Source organism: Pseudundibacterium arcticum (assembly GCF_042646465.1).
Lineage (GTDB): Bacteria > Pseudomonadota > Gammaproteobacteria > Burkholderiales > Burkholderiaceae_D > Undibacterium_A > Undibacterium_A arcticum.
Genome location: NZ_JBHRTP010000022.1, coordinates 81,754 through 102,781, shown reverse-complemented (window position 1 = coordinate 102,781; position 21,028 = coordinate 81,754). Strand labels below are relative to the sequence as shown.

21 protein-coding genes and 1 pseudogene are annotated in these 21,028 nt (G+C 60.8%); 4 read left to right on the top strand and 18 right to left on the bottom strand.

What is annotated here, in order from left to right:
• Positions 1–66: 66 nt before the first annotated feature.
• The 4 genes from ACFOFO_RS08115 to ACFOFO_RS08100 form a co-directional block, all read right to left on the bottom strand.
• Positions 67–1,863 (bottom strand): ABC transporter permease, encoded by a 1,797-nt coding sequence (locus ACFOFO_RS08115; RefSeq protein WP_390322006.1) that lies wholly within the window; start codon positions 1,861–1,863, stop codon positions 67–69.
• Between the two features lie 171 nt (positions 1,864–2,034).
• A complete protein-coding gene (locus tag ACFOFO_RS08110) occupies positions 2,035–3,159 on the bottom strand; it encodes an ABC transporter substrate-binding protein (protein ID WP_390331318.1) in 1,125 nt (374 codons plus the stop codon).
• Between the two features lie 116 nt (positions 3,160–3,275).
• Positions 3,276–4,295: a tripartite tricarboxylate transporter substrate binding protein gene (locus ACFOFO_RS08105; RefSeq protein ID WP_390322008.1), complete on the bottom strand. Its 1,020-nt coding sequence runs from the start codon at positions 4,293–4,295 to the stop codon at positions 3,276–3,278.
• 38 nt (positions 4,296–4,333) lie between these two features.
• The gene (locus ACFOFO_RS08100) at positions 4,334–5,452 is read right to left on the bottom strand and encodes an ABC transporter substrate-binding protein (RefSeq protein ID WP_390331317.1); all 1,119 of its coding nucleotides are present in this window, start codon (positions 5,450–5,452) and stop codon (positions 4,334–4,336) included.
• A 103-nt stretch (positions 5,453–5,555) separates the two neighbouring features.
• Here ACFOFO_RS08100 and ACFOFO_RS08095 point away from each other — a divergent pair, with 103 nt between their 5' ends.
• Together ACFOFO_RS08095 and ACFOFO_RS08090 are read left to right on the top strand one after the other, a co-directional pair.
• A complete protein-coding gene (locus tag ACFOFO_RS08095) occupies positions 5,556–6,239 on the top strand; it encodes a response regulator (protein ID WP_390322009.1) in 684 nt (227 codons plus the stop codon).
• Positions 6,240–6,278: 39 nt separating this feature from the next.
• Positions 6,279–7,736 (top strand): sensor histidine kinase, encoded by a 1,458-nt coding sequence (locus tag ACFOFO_RS08090; protein ID WP_390322011.1) that lies wholly within the window; start codon positions 6,279–6,281, stop codon positions 7,734–7,736.
• Positions 7,737–7,794: 58 nt separating this feature from the next.
• Here the strand turns inward: ACFOFO_RS08090 and ACFOFO_RS08085 are convergent.
• Positions 7,795–7,965 (bottom strand): annotated as a pseudogene (locus ACFOFO_RS08085) (phasin family protein); the annotation flags it as partial.
• Between the two features lie 322 nt (positions 7,966–8,287).
• Between ACFOFO_RS08085 and ACFOFO_RS08080 the strand changes: the two are divergent.
• Together ACFOFO_RS08080 and ACFOFO_RS08075 are read left to right on the top strand one after the other, a co-directional pair.
• A complete protein-coding gene (locus ACFOFO_RS08080; RefSeq protein WP_390322013.1) occupies positions 8,288–9,310 on the top strand; it encodes a 5'/3'-nucleotidase SurE in 1,023 nt (340 codons plus the stop codon).
• A gap of 7 nt (positions 9,311–9,317) precedes the next feature.
• Positions 9,318–9,968 carry a hypothetical protein gene (locus ACFOFO_RS08075; RefSeq protein WP_390322015.1) on the top strand — a complete coding sequence of 217 codons (651 nt, stop codon included), beginning with the start codon at positions 9,318–9,320 and terminating at the stop codon, positions 9,966–9,968.
• A gap of 10 nt (positions 9,969–9,978) precedes the next feature.
• On the opposite strand, the gene ACFOFO_RS08070 is transcribed toward ACFOFO_RS08075, so the two are convergent.
• The 13 genes from ACFOFO_RS08070 to ACFOFO_RS08010 form a co-directional block, all read right to left on the bottom strand.
• A complete protein-coding gene (locus ACFOFO_RS08070) occupies positions 9,979–10,230 on the bottom strand; it encodes a hypothetical protein (protein ID WP_390322016.1) in 252 nt (83 codons plus the stop codon).
• 135 nt (positions 10,231–10,365) lie between these two features.
• Positions 10,366–11,373, bottom strand: coding sequence for a lipoyl synthase (gene lipA / locus ACFOFO_RS08065; protein ID WP_390322017.1), 1,008 nt, complete (start codon positions 11,371–11,373; stop codon positions 10,366–10,368).
• A gap of 13 nt (positions 11,374–11,386) precedes the next feature.
• Positions 11,387–12,130 (bottom strand): lipoyl(octanoyl) transferase LipB, encoded by a 744-nt coding sequence (gene lipB / locus ACFOFO_RS08060; protein WP_390322019.1) that lies wholly within the window; start codon positions 12,128–12,130, stop codon positions 11,387–11,389.
• Between the two features lie 168 nt (positions 12,131–12,298).
• Positions 12,299–12,574 carry an HP0495 family protein gene (locus ACFOFO_RS08055; protein ID WP_390322020.1) on the bottom strand — a complete coding sequence of 92 codons (276 nt, stop codon included), beginning with the start codon at positions 12,572–12,574 and terminating at the stop codon, positions 12,299–12,301.
• 57 nt (positions 12,575–12,631) lie between these two features.
• Entirely contained in the window at positions 12,632–13,486 is an 855-nt protein-coding gene (locus tag ACFOFO_RS08050) for a D-amino acid aminotransferase (RefSeq protein ID WP_390322021.1), read from the bottom strand.
• Positions 13,487–13,697: 211 nt separating this feature from the next.
• Positions 13,698–14,843 (bottom strand): D-alanyl-D-alanine carboxypeptidase family protein, encoded by a 1,146-nt coding sequence (locus ACFOFO_RS08045; protein ID WP_390331315.1) that lies wholly within the window; start codon positions 14,841–14,843, stop codon positions 13,698–13,700.
• Between the two features lie 113 nt (positions 14,844–14,956).
• Positions 14,957–15,592 (bottom strand): alpha/beta hydrolase, encoded by a 636-nt coding sequence (locus ACFOFO_RS08040; protein WP_390331313.1) that lies wholly within the window; start codon positions 15,590–15,592, stop codon positions 14,957–14,959.
• 37 nt (positions 15,593–15,629) lie between these two features.
• Entirely contained in the window at positions 15,630–15,947 is a 318-nt protein-coding gene (locus ACFOFO_RS08035) for a (2Fe-2S) ferredoxin domain-containing protein (protein ID WP_390322022.1), read from the bottom strand.
• 49 nt (positions 15,948–15,996) lie between these two features.
• Entirely contained in the window at positions 15,997–17,139 is a 1,143-nt protein-coding gene (locus tag ACFOFO_RS08030) for a VanZ family protein (protein ID WP_390322023.1), read from the bottom strand.
• Between the two features lie 176 nt (positions 17,140–17,315).
• Positions 17,316–17,954 (bottom strand): ABC-type transport auxiliary lipoprotein family protein, encoded by a 639-nt coding sequence (locus ACFOFO_RS08025; RefSeq protein ID WP_390322024.1) that lies wholly within the window; start codon positions 17,952–17,954, stop codon positions 17,316–17,318.
• 36 nt (positions 17,955–17,990) lie between these two features.
• On the bottom strand, positions 17,991–18,920 hold the full coding sequence (locus ACFOFO_RS08020; protein ID WP_390322025.1) for an MlaD family protein: 930 nt from the start codon (positions 18,918–18,920) through the stop codon (positions 17,991–17,993).
• 77 nt (positions 18,921–18,997) lie between these two features.
• On the bottom strand, positions 18,998–19,816 hold the full coding sequence (locus ACFOFO_RS08015; RefSeq protein ID WP_390322026.1) for an ABC transporter ATP-binding protein: 819 nt from the start codon (positions 19,814–19,816) through the stop codon (positions 18,998–19,000).
• A gap of 2 nt (positions 19,817–19,818) precedes the next feature.
• Complete coding sequence (locus tag ACFOFO_RS08010; protein WP_390322027.1) at positions 19,819–20,946, bottom strand: MlaE family ABC transporter permease; 1,128 nt, start codon at positions 20,944–20,946, stop codon at positions 19,819–19,821.
• Positions 20,947–21,028: the final 82 nt, after the last annotated feature.

The window sequence follows — 21,028 nt, the reverse complement described above, 5'->3', positions numbered from 1 at the left end:
TCAAAAATGCCGATACTGGAATGTGGTGTGCTGGTCGATTGCGGAGTCGACCACTTAAGCGTGCAATTAAGCGTGCAATTTCACCCCGAAGCGCAACGCAATCGCGAGCCCGATCGCCACCAGCGTGATGTTGATGAACGACAGCGCCGCGACCAGGTCGACCGCGCCGGCGCCCCACATCGAGACGATCATCGCGCCGATCACTTCGGTGCCGGGCGACAGCAGATAGACGCCGGTCGAATACTCGCGTTCGAAAATCAGGAACACCATCAGCCAGGCGCCGATCAGGCCGTGGCGCACCAGCGGCAGCGTGATGTCGCGCGTCACCTGAGCGCGCTGGGCGCCGACCGCGCGCGCCGCTTCTTCCAGTTCCGGACCGACCTGCAGCAAGGCGGTCGTGATCAGGCGCAGGCCATACGCCAGCCACACCACCGAGTACGCCAGCCAGACCGAAAAGATGGTCGAGCGCAGCGCCCGCAATTGCGGAATCAGGTGTTCGCTCAGCCATAGTGCGGCCGGGTGGTCGAACCACTTCAAGGCGTTGTCCAGCACCGCCGGCACGAACAAGAACACCCACAGGAACGACAAGCCGGCCAGCAGGCCCGGCACCGCACGCGGCACCAGCACGCTGTAGTCGAGAAAGCGGGTGATGCCGTCCGGCTTGCGGTGCATCGCCAGCGCAATCGCGCTGTAGCAGGCGACCGCGATCGCGCCGCCGATGACGCCGATCAGCACCGTGTTGAGAATCCCGCGCATCAGGGTCGGCGTGGCCCAGATGTCGCGGAAGTGGTCCAGCGTCAGGACTTCGGCCAGCCGCACGCCTTCACCCCAGTTCGACACGAACGCGCGCAGCGCGATGCCGGAAATCGGGATCACGATGGTGAACAGTACCCAGGCCGCGATCAGGCCGACTGCCAGCCATTTCCAGTTGCCCAGCGGCAGCGATTTCTGGCGCGAGCCCTTGCCCTTGATCGACACGTATTTATTGGCCGATTTCAGCAGCCAGCGCTGCAGCATCACCAGCGGCAGCGTGACCATCACGAGGCAGACCGCGACCGCTGCCATCAGGTGATACGACGGCGTGCCGAGCTTGTTGGTCAGCTTGTACAGATAAGTCGCCAGCACCAGGTGGCCTTCCGGATCGCCCAGCACCAGCACCAGGCCGAACACCTCAAAGCCGAGGAAGAACACCAGCACGCCGGAATACGCCAGCGCCGGCGTGATCATCGGCAACGACACGTTGAGGGCGACCTGCAGCGGCGAGGCTCCGGCCACGCGGGCTGCCTCTTCGACATCGGAGCCCAGGCTTTTCAGCGCGGCCGACGCGTACAGGTACACATGCGGCACGTGGGTCAGACCGGCAATGATGACGATGCTGGTAAACGCGTAGATATTCCACGGTTCCACGCCGATCAACTGTTTGACCCACAGCGTGTAGAAACCGACCGGTCCCATCGACACCACATAGCCAAACGCGATCACCATCGGCGACACGAAAATCGGCACCAGCAGCAACGGCGCAATCGCATTGCGGCCCGGCAGATCGGTGCGCACCATCAGGAAAGCCAGCATCGCGCCGAGCGGTACCGCGATGAGCGCCAGACCGGCAGCGAGAATGAAACCGTTGATGAAGGCAGTGCGGAAATCCGGATCATCGAAGATGAAGCGGTACGGTTCCAGACTGAAGACCTTGGCCGGCGAAAAGAACGGCGCCGATAAAAAGCTTTGATAAAAAATCAACGTCAGTGGCAGGAAGATCGCGATCGCGGTCAGCGTCACGACCAGCCCGCGCGGCCAGTTGAGTTGGCCGAAGCGCGGCCAATTGAGCTGACCGAAACGACGTGTTGGAGCAAGGGTTTGCATGGACTACACCAATGAAGAAAGGTCATTGCGGAGCAAACGGGGTCCCGCTGCCGGTCACCGGAGGCGATCGGCCTTGCATGGACCCCGGCTTGCACCGGGACGACAGGATGAGGATGAGTGCCGAGACGTCAGGCGCGCACAGGGTTTCCTATGCGCGCCTGAGCTGACGCATCATTTTTTGCCGGCGGCGTCTTTCCACTGCTTCAGGAAAGCCAGTCGCTTGGCCTGGTCGAGGTATTGCAGCAATGCCGGGCTGACCGGCAACGGCTTCAGGCTCGCACCGTATTGCTTGATCAGGTCGGCGGAGGTAGTTTCACCCTTGACGTCGGCCCGGATCGCATACAGTTGCGACTCATTCGCGATCACGGTCTGGCCACGTTTGGACAGCGTGTAATCGAGCCACAGCTTGGCGGCATTGATATTCTTGGCCGACTTGTTGACGAACATCACGCGCGACAGCACCAGCGTGTAATCCTTCGGGAAGACGACGCCGATCGACGGGTCCTTCTTGGCACGCACCAGCGCGTAAGAACCGAGAATGTTGTAGCCGATCAGGTTCTCGCCGGAGGAGATGCGTTCGAGCATGGTGCCGGTGGACGACTGCACCCGCACGCCGGCATCGCCGAGCGCTTTCGCCAGTTCCCAGAACTTCGGATTGTCGATCGCGTCCTGCGTGATGAACGCGAAGCCGACGCCCGATTTTTCGATGTCGTAGGTGGTGACCTTGTTCTTGTACTTGTCAGCCTTGCTGCTGATCAGTTTGACAAAGTCGTCGTGCGAGGTCGGCACTTCATCGGCCGGTACCAGGCGCTTGTTGTAGACAAAGCCGATCGGCTCGAACGTGGTGCCGTAGGCCATGTCCTTCCAGTTGGCCCAGGCCGGGATCGCGGCCGCTTCCGGCGACTTGTAGGCCAGGCCGTAACCGTCCGATACCAGTTTGACTTGCAGATCCATCGCCGACGACCACAGCAGGTCGGCGGTGGCGCCGCCGGCGGCCGCTTCGGAAATGAAACGGTTATAGACCTCGGTCGAATTCATGTCGTTGTATTCAACCTTGACGCCGGGATACAAGGCGCTGAAATCCTTGATCAGCGGTTCCGCCGCCTTGGAGTCGGTGGCGCTGTAGATCACCAGCTTGCCTTCCTTTTTCGCGCCTTCGATGATTTTTGTGTAGTCGGCCGGGTAGTTGGCAGGATACGCGGCCGGCACCTGGGCCGAGGCGCTGATGGCGGTGGCTGCGATCAAGGTCGCCAGCGCGCTGCCGACGACGGTTGCAATGAGGCTTTTTGAAAACATGGTGTCATCTCCTGATTATTATGGATGCTGCGTTGGTTTTGCTGACTGGTATTGCAGATTGCTGCGTGATTGATCTGATGTTGCCGTGACGTTCCAAAATCGTTACTGCCGGTGTGCTATCGCACCAAACCCCACTCCTTGGCCTGCCTGCCGTAGGCGTCGACGGTTTTCTGTATGTAGTCAGTCAGTTGGGCGCCGGTCATCGCGAACGGATACAAGCCATTGGCGGCACGCAGCTGGTCGAAGGCCGGGGTTTTCATCACGTGGTCGAAGGCCGCGACCCATTTGCGGTAATCTGCATCGGACACTTGCGGCCCCATGTAAAAGCCGCGGATGGTCGGCCAGGTCACGTCAAAACCCTGCTCGCGTGCGGTCGGCACGTTGCTGAGTGTTCCCGGCAGGCGCGCGTCGGACAGCACGGCCAGCACCCGGATCTGGTCATTGATCGAATGCAGCGTCGCTTCCGAGGCGTCGCCCGACACCACTTGCACGTGATTTGCCAGCAGCGCGGTAAATGACTCGCCGCCGCCTTCGAACGCGACGAAACGCAGAGTCTTCGGATCGACATGACCCTGCTTGGCCACCAGCGCCACCTTGAGCCAGTCCTGGCTACCGATGGTGCCGCCGGCGCCGATCGTCACCTTGGACGGATCACGCTTGAGCGCCTCGACCAAATCGCCCAGGGTCTTGTAAGGGGAGTCGCTGCGCACCGCGATCATGCCGTAGTCGGTACCGACGGCGGCGACCCAGCGCACGTCGGCCGGGGAGGCCTTGCCATACTTGCCTTGGGCCAGATTCAGCAAGGAGCCGCCGGAGAATGCCACCAGCGTATCGGGTTCGGCGCGGCGTTGCGATATCACGGAGTTCCAGGCTACTGCACCGATGCCGCCGGGCAGATAGCTGATGTGCACTGTCCCGCTTTTTGATGCAATTTTGACATCGCCTGGCAGCGCCTTTTGCATCAGCTTGCAGGTCACGTCCATGCCGCCGCCGGGCTTGGCCGGCACCACGCACTCCGGCGCGGCTTGCGCGCCTGCGGCGGCGCAGGCACTCGCGGCCAGCAGCGTGGCTGCCAGTAATCGGCGCGCCGGTTTGGCGGGTGTATTCCAGTTGGCGGGGACGAGGAGGCGTAACATGATTCGCATCATAACCATGTGAATCTTTCAATTTGCTTTCAACGTAGGATTAGGCCGTTTTTACCCACTACCACCAACTCGACGAAGCGCGAGCCGTCATGACTGGTGGCCGAATAGTTGACCGTTACGCCACCCAAATCAGTGTCGTGCATTGCCTCCAGCGCGGCGACCAATTTTTGCCGGCTCGGATTCGGCCCGGCCCGGCGTAGCCCCTCGGTCAGCAGTTTGGCGGCGACGAAACCTTCCAGCACAGCATACGACGCTGGCGGCGGACTGGGCATCGCTTTCAGCACGCGCTGGAACTCACGCACCGTGGCCGCGCCGACGTCGCGCGGATACGGCATCACCTGCATCACACCGATGCCGCGTCCCTCTTCGCCCAAGCTCTTAAAGAACTCATCCGAGTTGACATTGGACAGCATCAGAAATTGCGGCGGTGCGCCCTTCCGGCGCATCTGTTTGATGAAGTCTGCGCACGCCGATGGCGTACATGCCATCAGCACCGCCTGCGGGTTGGCCGCGGCGATGGCGGCGACCGCGGCGCTCACGTTCAAATCCTTGCGATCGTATTTCGCGATCGCCAGCGGCTGCAATTGGCGCGCCTGCAAACTGCGCTCGAAACCGGCCAGGCCATCCTTGCCGAACGAGTCGTCCTGATACAGCACGGCGACCTTCCTGACTTGCAAGGTAGCCAGCGATTCGACCATCTTGGCGGCCTCCTGCTGGTAGCTGGCGCGCAGATGGAACAGGTAGGGATTGAATGGCAGATGCAGGGATTGTGCGCCGGAGAATGGGGCCACCAGCGCCACTTTCGATTGCAGTAGCAGCGGCAACGCCGCCTCCACCGTCGGCGTGCTGCGATAGCCGAATAAGGCGATCGCGTGGTCTTCCTGCAGTAATTTTTCGGTATTTTTCCTGGTCAAGGTCGGATCGCGCTTATCGTCATAGGATTTCAATTCGATTTGCCGGCCATGCACGCCTCCCTGGCTGTTGAGCCAGCCGAAGTAAGCCAGCGCGCCTTGCCGGTTTTCGCTGCCGGTGGCCTGGCCCGACAATTCCACCGATTGGCCGACCACCAACTTGTCGGATGGGGCGCGGTCCTGCGCTTTTGCAAATGCAGCGAATGTGAGTATGATGAAAAAAACGATGCGATCCATGCCGGCAGTCTCCGTTGATTTATTTTTTGTAGCGCAACCATACGCGCCGGTTGCTTTCAAACTCCTTTCATTTCCAACCTTATTTCCAAGTTCGTTTCAAAAAATGCGCATTTTATTGGTTGAAGATCATGTCGAATTGTCACACTGGCTGAGCAAGGCGCTGCAGGATGCGCATTGGTCGGTCGAATGCGCGATGAACGGCGCCGATGCCGACAGCCTGTTGCACACGCAGGAATACGCGCTGGTGATTCTCGACCTGACCTTGCCGAAAATGGACGGACTGGAAGTCCTGAAGCGCCTGCGCGCGCGCGGCAGCAAGACGCCGGTGCTGATCCTGACTGCGCGCGGCGGACTGACCGAACGGGTGCAGGGACTGAACCTGGGGGCCGACGATTACCTCGCCAAACCGTTCGAGCTGAGCGAGCTGGAGGCGCGCGTGAAGGCGTTGCTGCGCCGTACCCGTGGCCATGAAGCAGTGACGCTGACGTGCGGCGCGCTGTCGTTCGATACCGTGTCGCGCCAGTTCCGTTACGGCGCAGCACCGCTGGCGCTGACCCCGCGCGAATATGCGGTGCTGGAGGTGCTGATTACCCGTGCCGGTCTGGCGGTATCGAAGGAAAAGTTATTCGACGAAGTATTCACGCTGGCCGATGATGCCAATCCCGACGCGATCGAGATCTACATCCATCGGCTGCGCAAGAAGCTCGATCCCGCGGTCGCCGGCGGCGTGGCCATCACCACGCTGCGCGGCATCGGGTATCTGTTGCAGGAACGCCATGCCGAATGAGCCGGCCAGCGCACGCCGCTGTACCAATTCAAACTCCCCATGACCACCAGTACCGTTAAACCTCTCGGCAGTTTGCGCGGCCAGCTCATGCGCTGGTTGCTGATTCCACTCGTTTTGCTGGTCGCGCTCGACGCGGTGTCGGTGCACCGCAATGCGCTCAATGCCGCCGACGTCGCGTACGACCGGTCCCTGCTGGCGTCGACCCGCGCGCTGGCGGAGCGGGTCTCGATCGTCAACGGCAAGGTGGTCGCCGACGTGCCCTATGTGGCGCTCGACAGTTTCGAGACCGACACGCTGGGACGGATCTATTACAAGGTCACCGGGATCAATGGCGACTTCGTGTCCGGCTACGACGACCTGCCCGCGCTGCCGTCCAAGGTGCGGCGCTCGGAAGCGTATCCGGCGCTGGTGTATTTCTACAATGCGACTTACCACGAACAGCCGGTGCGGATCGCCACCCTGTACCAGCCGGTGTATGACGATACGATGCGCGGCATCGCGCTGATCCAGGTGGCGGAAACGCTCGACGCCCGCAGTGGCCTGAGCCGCCAGATCCTGTTCGACACCATGTGGCGCCAGGCCGCGCTGGTGCTGGCGTCGGTACTGCTGGTGTGGTTTGCGGTGCGTTTCGTGTTGCGTCCGTTGATGCAGCTGTGGCGCAATGTGGAAGCACGGGCGCCGACCGACTTGTCCGATTTCGACCCCAACCTGGTGCACAAGGAAGTGCGGCCGCTGGTGATCGCGATGAACGGCTATATGGCACGGCTGCAGGCATTGATCACCGGGCAGCGGCGCTTCATCGCCGACGCCTCGCATCAGTTGCGCACGCCATTGACGGTGCTGAAAATGCAGGCCGAACTGGCGCTGCGTGAATTCGAACACGCGCCCAATAATTCGGCGGCGTTGCGCGACATCGTCGAGAACATCGTCAAGACCACCGATGCCACGGTCCATCTGGCAAACCGCCTGCTGACCTTGGCGCGGGCTGAACATGGCGCGACCGAAGCGGCAATGACCGCATGCTCGCTGACCGATTGCGCGCGCCAGGTCGGGCTGGAGCTGGCACAGGCGGCAGTCAGGAAAGGCCTCGACCTGTCGCTGGAAGCGGCGCGCGACGTCAAGGTGCACGGCAATCCACTGCAATTGCACGAGCTGCTGACCAACTTGCTTGACAATGCGATCCGCTACACGCCGCCCAACGGCAAGATCATGCTGCGGGTGCTGACCGAGGATGGCGGCGATGGCGCGGCATTGCTGCAGGTGGAAGACAGCGGACCAGGCATCGCCGCCGGCGAACGCGAGCGCGTGTTTGCACCGTTCTATCGCGCCGCGTCGGCGCAACAGGCCAACCCGAGCGGCGCCGGCCTGGGACTTGCCATCGTGCGCGACATCGCCACCGCGCACGGTGCCAGTGTTGAATTGTCCGATGCCGCGCATGGCAGCGGATTGCAGGTGACGCTGCGTTTTCCGGCGCACGATAGCGCCGCTTCAGCTTGACCTGGACATACAAAAGCCAAACCGAGAGCGGTAACCACCGCTTCCGCTGCCAGTGGCTGCGCGCCTGGCGGGCATCCTTAGCTAGTTTGTCGAAAACCTTTCCACCTTCCTGCCGGGCCTTGGCGCAAGCTCCCAAGCCCGCTTGCCAAATTCGATGGGCTGATGCGCGTACTGCATCTGCCAGTGTCTTGTCGTCTGGTGTCGCCTCTCTTTTCAGTTGCTTGAGCATGATGTTCCTCTTGTGACGCCGCTTAAACAGTCGTGATAGCCGATGTCATCAGGGCAGATAGTCTGAACAGACGATGAATTCTAAAAGGTAATGCCGCTACTCTCGATGTGGATGTTGGCATGATGCCGACACCTGAACTGGTTGGTTGGCTGGTCCTGTTCCAACTGGTTGATGTTGGGGGGAGACGCATGATCGATCACGGTCATGAGCCCGTGATATTTCATCGCTACATTTCGGTCGGCCCAACTTTTAGCTAAGTTGAACGGACTTAAATTGCACAGAAAGATAAAAAATGAAAATGAAAAAAATAGTGAAATGCTTGATGGCTGTGGCACTTGTTTCGAGCGCCGCATCTTCGTCCTACGCGTTGAATATCGTCGTCACTAACGACGATGGTACAGAATCGTCAACCGTACATGCGCTGTATCAACGCCTGACGGCTGCAGGCCATAAGGTGATCATCTCTTCGGAGGTCTGTGATAACAGTGGTAAAGGCGGTGGCCTGGATTTTTTGCGTCCGATCGGCCCGTTGTCGGCGACTAACTGTGGCGCCACTCCCAGTCGCGGCGGCGTGTTGAGCGCTGGTGCGGCCGGTATCGGTACCTTGCCGGGCATGCCCTATGCGTATTACGTCAATAGCACGCCAGTGGCAGCGACCTTGTATGGGATTGATATCGCGTCGAAAACTGCGTTCGGACAAGTGCCCGACCTGGTCATTTCCGGCCCGAATTACGGCAACAATACCGGTCTCGTCAATAATGGTTCCGGTACCGTCAATGCGGCGCTGATCGCGATCAATCGCGGGATTCCAGCGCTTGCCGTCAGCGCGGCACAACCACAAAGCTATAAGCCATTCAATCAACTGGTCGATGGCGATCCTGAGTATGAAGTGGCGGATGTCGTCGTCAGGCTGGTCGGTGAGTTGGAAAGGCGTAAGGCGGTGGCTGGTGGCAGCTTGTTGCCGCAAGGGGTCGGTTTGAATGTCAACCTGCCAAAGTTTACAAAAGGCGCCGCGTCATCTTTGCCGGTTAAATTCAGCAAGCTCGGCTTGGCTACCATCGCGCTGCCGTATTTCGTCGAAGATCTGTCGAAAGACCCGGTAGCCCAGGGCTATTTGGCCAAGGCATTTCCGAACGGTATTCCTGCCTATCCTGGCGTGACGCTGGTGATCAATCCGGCGCCTGTGCCTGCCGGGCTGGCATACATCCAGGATACTGATCCCAATTCAGAGCAAAATGTCGTGAATTCTGGAACGATTGCCGTGTCAGTGATGCAGGGGACGCATCAGGCTTCCCGCGCTCAGGAAGCGGCATTGCGTGCCAAGCTGATCAATTTTGTCAAGTGAGGCGGCCATGAAATCAATTTTTTCATGGGCGGTACTGCTTGCCAGCGTGTTGCTGACCGCATGTTCGGGCGACTCGTCGTTGCCAGCATCGAATGCTACCCTCACAACCAAGCCTGGCGTCGGCCTTGCTAGCTCGTTTTCGGTGAGCGGTGATCCGGCGGGTAATTTTGGGGAGTCATTTGTCGGGCCAGATGGCAATGGTTTCATCGTTGTCTCGCCAACAGATAATCAGCCCGCGCAAGCCCTCTATCGGATCAGCAACGAGACGACACAACGCGTGCCAGGCGGTTTGTCCAGTCCGGTATCGTTTGATGCCACCAGTACCGCGCCAATTCAGACTACACCTATCACGTTGGCACAAATTGTCGGGACCTATACGATCGTGATTGATGGCGTGCCAACCGATTTCCAAATCGCACACGATGGCACCGTCTCGACACCGACCTCTGCTTGCAAGCTGAGGGGAGGATTGGGTGTCCCGACCGGAATTGTAGGCACGGTGCCCTTTGCATTCACGATGTCCGGGTGCACAAAATCCGGGGCGTTCAACGGTTATCTGATCAGTGCAACCGATTACAAACCCAGCTCCTTCAGGCTTGTCGCTGAAAACGGCACATCCATCATTGATGCTTTCGCATACAAGGACGTAACACCGTAAGCGTGCAAGACTAATTGTTGCCAGGATTTTTTGCTGCTCCTGCACAGAAATCCGCATCGTTCAACATCGATGCGGAGTTCTCGTGATTTTGTTTTGCTTCTTCTCGTCGGTCGTCCGAGCGATATCCGCGATGCAATCCCAGATTGGGTTGCCAGGTATGTCCTGCGTCGTCTTGCTGCGTTTGGACGTTGCTGATTAAATTTTGCTCAAAGACAGAGGCCTTCAGCGCTATGAATTCAGCGCGCCGACCTGTTGCTTTCAATGGGTATCGGCATAAAGTATGCGGTTTGCGCATATTTGTTAAAGGCGCTCTGAAAGTACATGTGCGCGCCGTTCAGCAGCGAGCTCATTGCAAACCCTGGCAATGAGTGGGTGTGTGTACGTGAATGCCTAACGTTTACCGCACACCGGCGTCATGCGCCTGCTCATCCGCATGGTAGCTGGAGCGCACCATCGCCCCGACTGCGGCGTGGATAAAGCCCATCTTGTACGCTTCTGTTTCAAACATCTTGAAGGTGTCCGGGTGCACGTAGCGTCGCACCGGCAGGTGATGCCCGCTCGGCGCCAGATACTGGCCGATGGTCAGCATGTCGACGTCGTGCGCGCGCAGGTCGCGCATCACTTGCAGGATTTCTTCGTCGGTTTCGCCGAGGCCGACCATGATGCCGGACTTGGTCGGGGTGTCGGGATGCTGGGCCTTGAAACGCTTCAGCAGGTTCAACGAGTATTCGTAATCGGAACCGGGGCGCGCTTCCTTGTACAGGCGCGGCGCGGTCTCTAAATTGTGGTTCATCACGTCGGGTGGCGCGCTATTGAGGATTTCCAGCGCGCGGTCCATGCGGCCGCGGAAGTCCGGCGTCAGGATTTCAATCCTTGTGTTCGGCGACAGTTCGCGGATGCGGCGGATGCATTTGACAAAATGGCCGGCGCCGCCGTCGCGCAGGTCATCGCGGTCGACCGAGGTGATCACCACGTATTTGAGCTTGAGTGCGGCGATGGTCTTGGCCAGGTTTTCCGGCTCGTTGACGTCGAGCGGGTCGGGCCGGCCGTGGCCGACGTCGCAGAACGGGCAGCGCCGGGTGCATTTGTCGCCCATGATCATGAAGGTCGCGGTGCCCTTGCCGAAGCATTCGCCGATGTTCGGGCAGCTCGCTTCTTCGCACACCGTCACCAGGTTGTTGGCGCGCAGGATGTCCTTGATCTCATAGAAACGGGTGGTCGGCGACGCCGCCTTGACGCGGATCCAGTCCGGCTTAGCCAGCTTTTCAAACGGGATGATCTTGATCGGGATGCGGGCGGTCTTGCTGGCGCCTTTTTGCTTGTCGCTGGCGTTGTAGGCCGGCGCGGTGTCGGCAGTGGCGGTGGAGATGGCGATGGTCGATTCTGGCGTGCTGTCGGTTGTCATGATGTCGCTTGGGCTATCGGTGTGTTACCGGTTCTGGGTTGGCGGTCGGTGTTCGGGCTGCCGGGTTCGGTGGATTGTTGCCAAGTTGCAATTGCAGCTGGTGAGCAAGCGCTAACTGTACCTCTGCCACAGTCGCAGCAACGCCCAGCGTCTTCATGTCGACCGTGGCCAGTCCCTCGTAACCACAGGGATTGATCCAGTCGAACGGCTGCAGGTCCATCGCGACATTGAGCGCGACGCCGTGGTAGGTGCAGCCATTGCCGCGTATCTTGATGCCGAGCGCCGCGATTTTTGCGCCTTGCCACTGGCCGTTGGCGACCTCATTGCCAACGCTATTGGCAACCGCATTGGCGGCCACATAGATGCCCGGCGCGCCGCTCTTGCGTTCACCGGCCAGATTATACCCGGCCAGGGTGTCGATCACCGCCTGCTCGATTTTGTGCACGAATTCGCGTGCCAGCAGGCGCGCAGCGCGGCTGCGGCGGCGCAGGTCGAGCAGCAGGTAAATCACGACCTGACCGGGGCCGTGGTAGGTGACCTCGCCGCCGCGGTCGGTTTGCACTACCGGGATCGCATGCGGCGCCAGCACATGCGCGGGATCGGCGCCGAGACCGAGCGTGAACACCGGCGGATGCTCGACCAGCCACAACTCGTCCGGCGACGCCGCGCTGCGGGCATCGGTGAATGCGCGCATCGCGTCGAAGGTCGCCTGATAGTCGGCGCGACCGAGCTGGCGGATGATGGGCGGGGCAGACATGACGGTCATCGGATGAATGTGCAGTACAGTCGCGACTCGACAGGAAAAATATACTGGGCGGTGTATTTTTGAGGCCCGTTTGAATCCGGGCGGGTTACTGGCTATTTTAGCTTATACTCCCACGCCGCGTGCTCGTCGCCTTTTCGTTCGGCGCGCGCAGCGGCGGGATTACAGCACCACCTTGACCATCGGATGCGCGGACAGCGCGCGGTACAGGTTGTCGAGCTGTTCGCGGCTGGTGGCGCGCACGGTGACGGTCAGGCCGATGTAGGCGCCTTTCGACGATGGCCGCATTTCCATCTTGCCGGCGTGAAATTCCGGATCATGCAGGACGATCACCTCGACCATCGTCTGCGCAAATGCTTCATGGGTGGGGCCCATGATCTTGATCGGAAAATCGCAGGGGTATTCGATCAGGCTGTCGGCAGGTTTGTTGCTGTCCATCAAAAACTCCATTCAGGTGGCCGCGACCGGTGCAGGGCCAAGAACCAGGGCCGGCCGTCAGCCGGCTTGCTCCGCCTTGGCCTGTTGATAGGCCGCGTATAACTGTTCATATATAGGGCCGGGTTGGCCGTTTCCAATAGCCTGGCCATCGATGCTGACCACCGGCAATACTTCCTTGGTGGCCGACGACAGCAGCACCTCGTCGGCGCCAAACACTTCGGCGCGCGTGATGCGGCGCGGCTCGAACGGGATCGCGCCGGCGGCGCACAATTCCTCGATCAGGCTGTAGCGGATGCCTTCCAGGATCAGGTTGTCCCTGGGCGGCGCCATCAGCTTGCCGTTCTTCACGATCCAGACATTGGACGCCGATGCCTCGGTCAGGTAGCCGTCGCGGAACTGGATCGCTTCCAATGCCTCGTTCTCGGACGCATACTGCGCCGCCAGCACATTGCCCAGCAGCGAGATCGACTTGATTTCGCAGCGCAGCCAGCGCTTGTCTTCCATCGAGACGCAGGCCACGCCAGTGGCGCGCACCGCGTCCGACGGCAGCACGATCGGGTTGGTCATGATGAACACGGTCGGCGTGGTATCGGCCGGAAACGCGTGCGCGCGTTTGGCAACACCGCGCGTGACTTGCAGATACACCATCTGGTCGTCGGCCTCGTCTGCGTCCATCACTTGCCGGATCAGCGCGAACCATTGTTCCCGGCTATGCGGATTGGTGATGCCGATCGCCTGCAGGCTGCGGAACAGCCGCGCCAGATGCTGTTCGGCCCGAAACATCTTGCGCCCATAGACCGGGATCACCTCATAGACGCCGTCGCCGAAGATGAAGCCGCGGTCGAGCACCGGGATCTTCGCTTCGGAGATGGGCGTCAGATTGCCGTTCAGATAGACGAGTGGTTCTTGCATGGCGGATTCCTGCGAAGGTAAGAAACTGGGCGCTGAACAAGAGGCATCAGCTGGATGCACAATTCTTGCACAGAGCGCGGCGGCCGGTTATGCAAATAAAGCATGCGCACTGCAGCGATCTTCAGCAACATGCACTATGGCGGCGTACCGGCGGGGCTCGAAACGGCACAGGCCGGCATGGCCGGCCTGTGCAGACTTGCCACCCGCGCAATTACTTGAACAGCAGGCGCACCGAATCCCAGGCGCGGCCGAAGATGCTGGCCTGGTTGACTTGCTCCAGCGCGACTACCGGCAATTCCATCTGGACCTTGCCGTCGAGCATCATCTTCACGCTTCCCACCTTGCTGCCCGCCGCAATCGGCGCCACCAGCGGGTCCTTGCGTTCCAGCACCGGCTTCAGTTTTTGCGCGACGCCTTTCGGCAGGGTCACAAAGGTATCGCGGTTGAAACCGATCTTGATCTGGTTCTGGCTACCTTTCCAGACCTGCGGCGTATCGATCGCCTGCCCCTTGGCGTACAGCTTGACGGTGTCGAAATTCTGGAAGCCCCAGTTCAGCAGCTTCTGGCTTTCCTGCGCCCGCATCTGGTCCGACGTGGCGCCCAGCAACACCGAGACCAGGCGCCGGTCACCCGAGCCGTTGGGGCGTTTGGCCGAGGCGATCATGCTGTAGCCGCCAGCTTCGGTATGGCCGGTTTTCATGCCGTCGACGGTCGGATCGCTCCACAGCAACCGGTTGCGGTTCGGTTGCTTGATCTTGTTGTAAGTAAAGCTCTTGACCGAGTCGATCTTGTAAAACTCGGGATAGTCGAGGATCACGCGCGAGGCCAGCGTCGCCAGATCCTGCGCGGTCGAGTAATTGTCCGGGCTCGGCAAGCCATGCGGGTTGGCGAAATGGGTCGATTTCATGCCCATCCGTTCGGCTTCCTTGTTCATCAGCACGACAAACGCAGCTTCGTCGCCGGCCACCGCTTCGGCCAGCGCGACCGCCGCATCATTGCCCGATTGCACCATCAAACCGTACAGCAGATCGTTGACCGACACCGGCGTGGCCGGATCGATGAACATCTTGGAACTGCTCGGATCGACTTTCCAGGCCCGCACCGAGACGCTGACTTTCTGGTCCAGGCTGATTTTCTTATCCTTGAGCGCCTCGAACACCACATACGCGGTCATCACCTTGGTCAGCGATGCCGGCTCGATGCGGCCGTTCGGCTCTTGCGACGCGATCACCTGACCGCTGGTGGCATCGAGCAACAGCCACGACTTGCCGGCGATGTTCGGCGATGGCAGGGTTTGGGCCATCGCGGCCGACAAGGACAGAACGCTGGCGGCGACAGCCGCGAATATTTTTTTCATGGAATGAATTAGCAAGGCAATGGAAAACGGATGAGTCCCGACACAGCGGGACAATATGGTTGGTACGGATGGCAAATTATAGCGTTACGACTCCTGAAATAATTGTCAGCTTGTCATCGGCGCCACATTTCGACTACGAAATTCTTGATATGTTGCAATTTCCGGTGAAAAAAATGATCGGCGCCCGGAATCACGATGACCGGCAGGTCTTGCGGACGCGCCCAGTCCAGTACGGCCGCCAGCGGAATCGTGTCGTCCAGTTCGCCATGGATCAGGATGGTGTTGGCCGGCACCGGCGGCATGGCCCACTTGCCGGCGGCACAGCCGACCAGCACCAGCCGTTCCGCCGGAGTCTGTTGCGCGATCAGGCGCTGCTGCAATTGCGCCTGCACGAAGGTGCCGAACGAAAATCCGGCCAGTGCCACCGGCAGCGCCGGATAGCGCTGCTGCATATGGGCCAGCAACGCGGCCATGTCATCGGTTTCGCCGACGCCATGGTCATGGCTGCCGGTGGACGCGCCGACGCCACGGAAATTCATCCGTGCCGTCGCGTAACCGAGAGTGACGAAGCTGCGTGCCAGCGTCTGCGCGATCTTGTTGTTCATCGTGCCGCCATACAGCGGATGCGGATGCGCGACCAGTGCGATGCCGCGCGGCGTTGCGAATTGTTCGGCGTCGGGAAGGTCGAGCGCGCATTCGATCTGACCTGCGGCGCCGGCGATAGAAAAGGCTTGGGTATGGACGTTCATGCTGATTATTTGTTCTACTGGGGGCAGGTGGCTGGTGTCAGATCTTCAGGCGCTCGACGACGTTGCCGCCGATCAGGTGGCTGTCGATGATCTCGTCGATGTCTTCATTGTCGACATAGGTGTACCAGGTGCCTTGCGGGTAAACCACCATCACCGGCCCTTCGTCGCAGCGGTCGAGACAGCCAGACTGGTTGATGCGCACCTTGCCCGGGCCGTTCAGATTCAGCTGCTTGATGCGCTGCTTGGCGTGCTGCTGCGCCGCCTGGGCGCCGCGCGCGGCACAACATGGCCTGCCATCTTCGCGCCGGTTCATGCAAATGAAAACGTGGTGTTCGTAATACGGGGTATCGCTCATAGGGTTGCCTGAATGGGGTGGATAGCTTGCCGCCGGTAGCGGCGAAGTATCAATGATACCGCGCGCCCGGCTTTGCTTCAGCAGAACGCCGGAACAGAAACCACAACGCGGAGAAGGGCCACAGCAGCGACAGAAATTGCGCGGCGCCATTGAAATTGAGAAATTTCCCCTGCACCCAGGTTTGCAGGGTCGCGATGAAATAGGGGTTGGCCGGAATCGCGTTCAGTACCGCCAGGGAGATTAGCAGCGTGACGATGGCGAGCCGGCGTTGCGCGTACGGCCGCGTGAACAATAGCCCGGCCAGCATCAGCGCGCCGATCAGGATGCCGCCGAAGGCCGCCGGCGTCAGCCAGACGAAGGCATTGTCGGGCGCGAACAACAGCGCGCAGGCCAGCGATTTGACCGTCAGCGCTGCCACCAGCACCAGCAGCGCCAGCGGCAGCTTCGGCGCCTCGCGGTTCAGCAGCGACAGCAAGGTCAGCACCGCACCGGTCAGCCCGCAGGCGGTGATGATGGTTTCCGATAGCCAGTATTGTTCGACCGTCAGTTCGGCGCCGTGCCGCAGCAGGTCGCCGAGGTCGATCGGCATCGACAGCCAGCTCGATAGCCAGTCCGACAGGATCGGCAGCAGCTGGCCGTGGCCGAACAGAAAGGCCTGCGGATAAATCTGCGCCAGCGGCCACAGCGCGATCACGATCAGGCCGCGGCTGGCTTCCGGTGCAAACCAGCGCTGGCGCAACAGGCGCAGGCGGCCGCGTTGCAGCAGCGGTGGCGTCAGCAGCAGCCCCAGCAGCGCGCCGATGCAGGCGCCGGTGGCATTGGTATAGAAATCGACATTCGACGAGACCCGGTTCGGCAGAAAGGTTTGCACCGCCTCCATGCCGCCGGACACCAGCACACCGGCCAGACTGGCCAGCAGCCAAGCCGCCGCGCCACGCAGCAACGGATACAGCGCCAGTACCGCCAGTGCGCCGAACGGGACATAACCGACCACATTGGTCCAGACATCGAACAGCGTCCAGTAACGCGGAAAAGGCGCGGTCAGGAAGGCGAACGGTGACACGCCGATGTCTTGCCAGCCGGTGAACGGATACCAGCTGGCATAGACGATCAGCAGCAGATACGCCATCAGCGCCGCGCGGGCAAAGGGCGATGCAGATGGGGATGTTGGCGGCGGTGCGGCTGCGATCATTGATTTTGTTATTGATTCCATTCAGAACTTACGCAAACGAGAAAGAAAGTAGGATGGGTGCAACCCATCTTTCTCCCTTGAAGCGCAATGATGGGTTGCACCCATCCGACGAAATTGTGCATTTTGCGCAAGTCCCACAATGATGTATTTGATTATTTGCTGGATCCGTCATGCGATCATTTTTGACCGACCGCAGCGTCGATCGGCAGGCCGGCCAGCCAGTCGATGATGTCGTCGATCAGCGCGTCGCTGGCAGCGGCCATCGCGGCAGCGCCGCCGGCGGCGTCGGCACTGGTCGCTGCAACCTGGCGGCTGAAGGTTTTCTGCGCCAGCAGGCTGCGGCCGCCGAGCAGTGACACCCGCATCGCCAGTTGCGCGCTGCTGTGCATGCTGCTGTCAAAGTTCTGGATTATGTCGTCGGCCTCGATGCGTAGCACCGGCATATTGGTCGCACCATCGGCGGCGGCCAGCACCACGCCGCCGGCCTGGGCGATGCGTGCCTTCAGGCGCTGGCCGAACAGCTGCGCCGGCGCCATGCTCCAGCGGCTGCCGGCATAGGGCCTGGTCTGCTGCTGGTTGGCATAGCTCAGGCGATAAAACATCAGTGTGTTGTCGAGCCAGGCCGGGGCGTTGATGTCGGCGATGCTGAGCGGTGGTAGCTTGCGCGCAACCGTGGCATTCGCGGGCAAGGAGCCGAAGTCGTATTGTGTCGTCGGGTCCGCGCCTCGCGTGGCGCAACCGCTCAATGCGGCAATACCGATCGCACCGCACAGCAAAGCGCACAGGATCAACCGGGGTTCGAGGTTTTTTGTCATGGGTCGTCTTTCTGCGTGAACCAGTGAAAAGGTGGTCTACCGTGGCGCCGGCGCACTGAAGCCGGTCTCGCCGGGACCAGGTTGCGGCGCGGAGTTGCCGAACAGGATGCTTTGCGGATGCTGGTTGAAGCTGTCCACGGTGCGGTTCAGCGTGCGCACCGTGCTGCGCGCCTCGTTGGCCAGCAGATTAATGCGCGGCAATGCATCGTTGTCGACACTGGCGGCCATCGCGCCGATCTGCGCGATCGGTCCCTGCGGCGCCTGCAACGAGGTGGTCAGCGTGTTCAGATTCGCGCTCAAGGCGCTGACATCTTTCGACAGCGTGTTGAGCGACGCCAGCGACTGTTGTGCCTGCTTTGCGATGGCCGGCAGTTGGGTTAGCGTCGGCTGCAATTGCTTGGGGATCGCTTCGATTTCGTTGGCGGCGCGGCTGACATCGGTGAAGGCCGTCAGCATGGTTTTCTGGTTGCCCGCCTCCAGCAGCGTGTTGAAGCGCTTGGTCAGCTCCTCGGTCTGTTGCAGAATTTGCAAACCCTTGCTCTGCAGGTTGTCGAGCAGGCTCGGGCGCATTTCAATTCGGGCGATCCGGTTCTTGTTGCTGACGACCCGCTCCTGCCCGATGCCGTCGTCGTCGAGCTGGATGTATGCGATGCCGGTCACGCCTTGATATCCGAGCGTGCCGTAGGTCGAGAACGTGATCGGCGTATCCGGCTTGACGCTGATGTGTACCAGAATTTGTCCCGGCACTTGCGGATCGAACGCGATCTCGTCGACCTTGCCGACATCCAGTCCGCGGTAACGTACCGCTGCCTGCGGATTGAGTCCCGGTACCGACAGCTTGGTCGCCATCTCGTACGGTACCCGTACTTCGCGGTCGCGGTTCAGCCACAGGCCGATCAGCACCACGGCGGTCAGCAGCGCCAGCGTAAAAATGCCCGCCATCAGTGCATGTGCCTTATTTTCCATGATTCGTTTCCATTATTCGTTTCCATCGTGCGCTTGAATGGTGCGCTTTCCTGGTGGCGGCGCCACCGCACGGCCCCTCATGCTGTGCCGTGCTGGCCGGCGTCGGCCGCTGCCTCTTGGCGGAACCCTTCCAGCGCGCGCCGCCCGCGCGGACCGAGGAAGAACTCGCGGATAAATGGATGGTCGACCGCGACGATCTGCTGCGGCGTGCCGAATGCGGCGACGTGCTTGTCGGCCAGCACCGCGATCCTGGTCGACAGCGCAAAAACCGTATCCAGATCGTGTGTCACCATCAGTACCGTCAATCGCATCTCCTGATGCAGCGTGCGGATCAGCTCGACAAAACTGTCCGACAGGTTGGGATCGAGGCCGGCGGTCGGTTCGTCCAGAAACAGCAATTCCGGCTCGAGGGCCAGCGCGCGCGCCAGTGCCACCCGTTTCACCATGCCGCCGGACAAGTCGGCCGGCATCTTGGTCGCGTCCTGCGGCGTCAGGCCGACCATCTGCAACTTCAGCAACACTGCGTCTCGGATCAGATCCTCCGGCAATGTGCGCAATTCGCGCATCGGCTGTGCCACGTTGTCGAGTACCGTCAGCGCGGAAAACAGTGCGCCATGCTGGAACAACATGCCCCAGCGGTTGCGCAGTTGCTGCACCCGTGCGCCGTCGGCCTGGTGGATGTTTTCGCCGAACACCTGCACCTTGCCGCGCGTCGGCGTTTCCAGCCCCAGCATCTGCCGCAACAACGTGGTCTTGCCGGAGCCGGAGCCGCCGACCAGCGACACGATCTCGCCGGTGCGCACCGCCAGATCGAGATCCTGATGTACCACGACCTGGCCGAACTGGGACCACAGTCCTTCGATCTGGATCAGCGGCGGCGGTGACGGGTTCTGCATCGTTAAGAATACCCGACGCCGTTGAACACGATCGCGAACACCGCATCGGCCAGGATCACGATCGTAATCGCAGTCACCACCGAGGTGGTCGTGCCTTGGCCGAGGCTCTCGGTATTGGCCTTGATGCGCAGCCCGCAATGGCAGGCGACCAGCGCAATCAGGCTGCCGAACACGACACCCTTGGCCAGGCCGATCCAGTAATTGGCCAGCGGCACCGCATCCGGCAGCGACTGGATAAAATAACTGGTCGACAAGCCCAGTTCCAGCTTGGCGGCTGCCATGCCGCCGATCAAGGCCAGCGCATCGGTCCAGACTACCAGCAGCGGCATCGTCACTGCCAGCGCCAGCACTTTCGGCATGATCAGCCGAAAGCCGTGCGGCATTCCCATCACCAGCATCGCGTCGAGCTCTTCATTCACGCGCATCACCCCCAGCTGCGCGGTGATCGACGAGCCGGACCGGCCGGCGACCAGGATCGCCGCCAGCAGCGGACCGAGCTCGCGAATGATGCTCATGCCCAGAATATTGACCAGGTAAATATCGCCGCCGAAAGTATGCAATTGCTGCGCCGATAAATACGACAGCACCACGCCAATCAGAAACCCGACGATTGCGGTGATGCCGAGCGCCTGATATCCGGTGTGAAAAATATTCGCCGAAATTTCCTTCCACGGCCCGCGTCGCGGTTGCCCAATAAATTGGGCGATGTCGAGCACCAGCTGGCCGATCAGGCCGATGAATCCGAATAAATGGTCCTGCAATACTTGCCGTTGGCGCTGAAATTCCGCCAGCAATGAGACCGGCGGTCGCGTACTGTCCGGCATCGTCAGTGCACCAGCCTGATCCAGTCGATTGAAGATTTCTGCATGCGCCGGCGCCAGCACCAGTTGCCGCGGCCGCGCCTTGCCCCAGGCGTTCCAGAAAAACTGGGCGCCGATATGGTCGAGCGCTGCCACCTGAGATAAATCCCAGCGCGCCGCCGCGGCATCGGGCACCGCCTTCAGGCTCGCCGTGATCGTTTTGGCACGGTCGCCGCGCGTCAAGGCATGCGCCTGCCACGCGCCGCTGGCCAGGACGGTCGATCCGTCATGCACCTCCAGCGCGGGGAAACGGGATTCTTGATCGGACATGGGCGTATAAGGGAGAAGATTCCGGAGTGTTGGGTAGCCGCAGCATTGTTATGCTGCTATCGAATCCTGAATGTACCCTATT

Coding starts and splice junctions, on each gene's coding strand:
- ACFOFO_RS08115 (WP_390322006.1), bottom strand. CDS start 1,863: ATGCAAACCCTTGCTCCAACACGTCGTTTCGGTCAGCTCAATTGGCCG.
- ACFOFO_RS08110 (WP_390331318.1), bottom strand. CDS start 3,159: ATGTTTTCAAAAAGCCTCATTGCAACCGTCGTCGGCAGCGCGCTGGCG.
- ACFOFO_RS08105 (WP_390322008.1), bottom strand. CDS start 4,295: ATGTTACGCCTCCTCGTCCCCGCCAACTGGAATACACCCGCCAAACCG.
- ACFOFO_RS08100 (WP_390331317.1), bottom strand. CDS start 5,452: ATGGATCGCATCGTTTTTTTCATCATACTCACATTCGCTGCATTTGCA.
- ACFOFO_RS08095 (WP_390322009.1), top strand. CDS start 5,556: ATGCGCATTTTATTGGTTGAAGATCATGTCGAATTGTCACACTGGCTG.
- ACFOFO_RS08090 (WP_390322011.1), top strand. CDS start 6,279: ATGACCACCAGTACCGTTAAACCTCTCGGCAGTTTGCGCGGCCAGCTC.
- ACFOFO_RS08080 (WP_390322013.1), top strand. CDS start 8,288: ATGGCTGTGGCACTTGTTTCGAGCGCCGCATCTTCGTCCTACGCGTTG.
- ACFOFO_RS08075 (WP_390322015.1), top strand. CDS start 9,318: ATGAAATCAATTTTTTCATGGGCGGTACTGCTTGCCAGCGTGTTGCTG.
- lipA (WP_390322017.1), bottom strand. CDS start 11,373: ATGACAACCGACAGCACGCCAGAATCGACCATCGCCATCTCCACCGCC.
- lipB (WP_390322019.1), bottom strand. CDS start 12,130: ATGTCTGCCCCGCCCATCATCCGCCAGCTCGGTCGCGCCGACTATCAG.
- ACFOFO_RS08055 (WP_390322020.1), bottom strand. CDS start 12,574: ATGGACAGCAACAAACCTGCCGACAGCCTGATCGAATACCCCTGCGAT.
- ACFOFO_RS08050 (WP_390322021.1), bottom strand. CDS start 13,486: ATGCAAGAACCACTCGTCTATCTGAACGGCAATCTGACGCCCATCTCC.
- ACFOFO_RS08045 (WP_390331315.1), bottom strand. CDS start 14,843: ATGAAAAAAATATTCGCGGCTGTCGCCGCCAGCGTTCTGTCCTTGTCG.
- ACFOFO_RS08040 (WP_390331313.1), bottom strand. CDS start 15,592: ATGAACGTCCATACCCAAGCCTTTTCTATCGCCGGCGCCGCAGGTCAG.
- ACFOFO_RS08035 (WP_390322022.1), bottom strand. CDS start 15,947: ATGAGCGATACCCCGTATTACGAACACCACGTTTTCATTTGCATGAAC.
- ACFOFO_RS08030 (WP_390322023.1), bottom strand. CDS start 17,139: ATGATCGCAGCCGCACCGCCGCCAACATCCCCATCTGCATCGCCCTTT.
- ACFOFO_RS08025 (WP_390322024.1), bottom strand. CDS start 17,954: ATGACAAAAAACCTCGAACCCCGGTTGATCCTGTGCGCTTTGCTGTGC.
- ACFOFO_RS08020 (WP_390322025.1), bottom strand. CDS start 18,920: ATGGAAAATAAGGCACATGCACTGATGGCGGGCATTTTTACGCTGGCG.
- ACFOFO_RS08015 (WP_390322026.1), bottom strand. CDS start 19,816: ATGCAGAACCCGTCACCGCCGCCGCTGATCCAGATCGAAGGACTGTGG.
- ACFOFO_RS08010 (WP_390322027.1), bottom strand. CDS start 20,946: ATGTCCGATCAAGAATCCCGTTTCCCCGCGCTGGAGGTGCATGACGGA.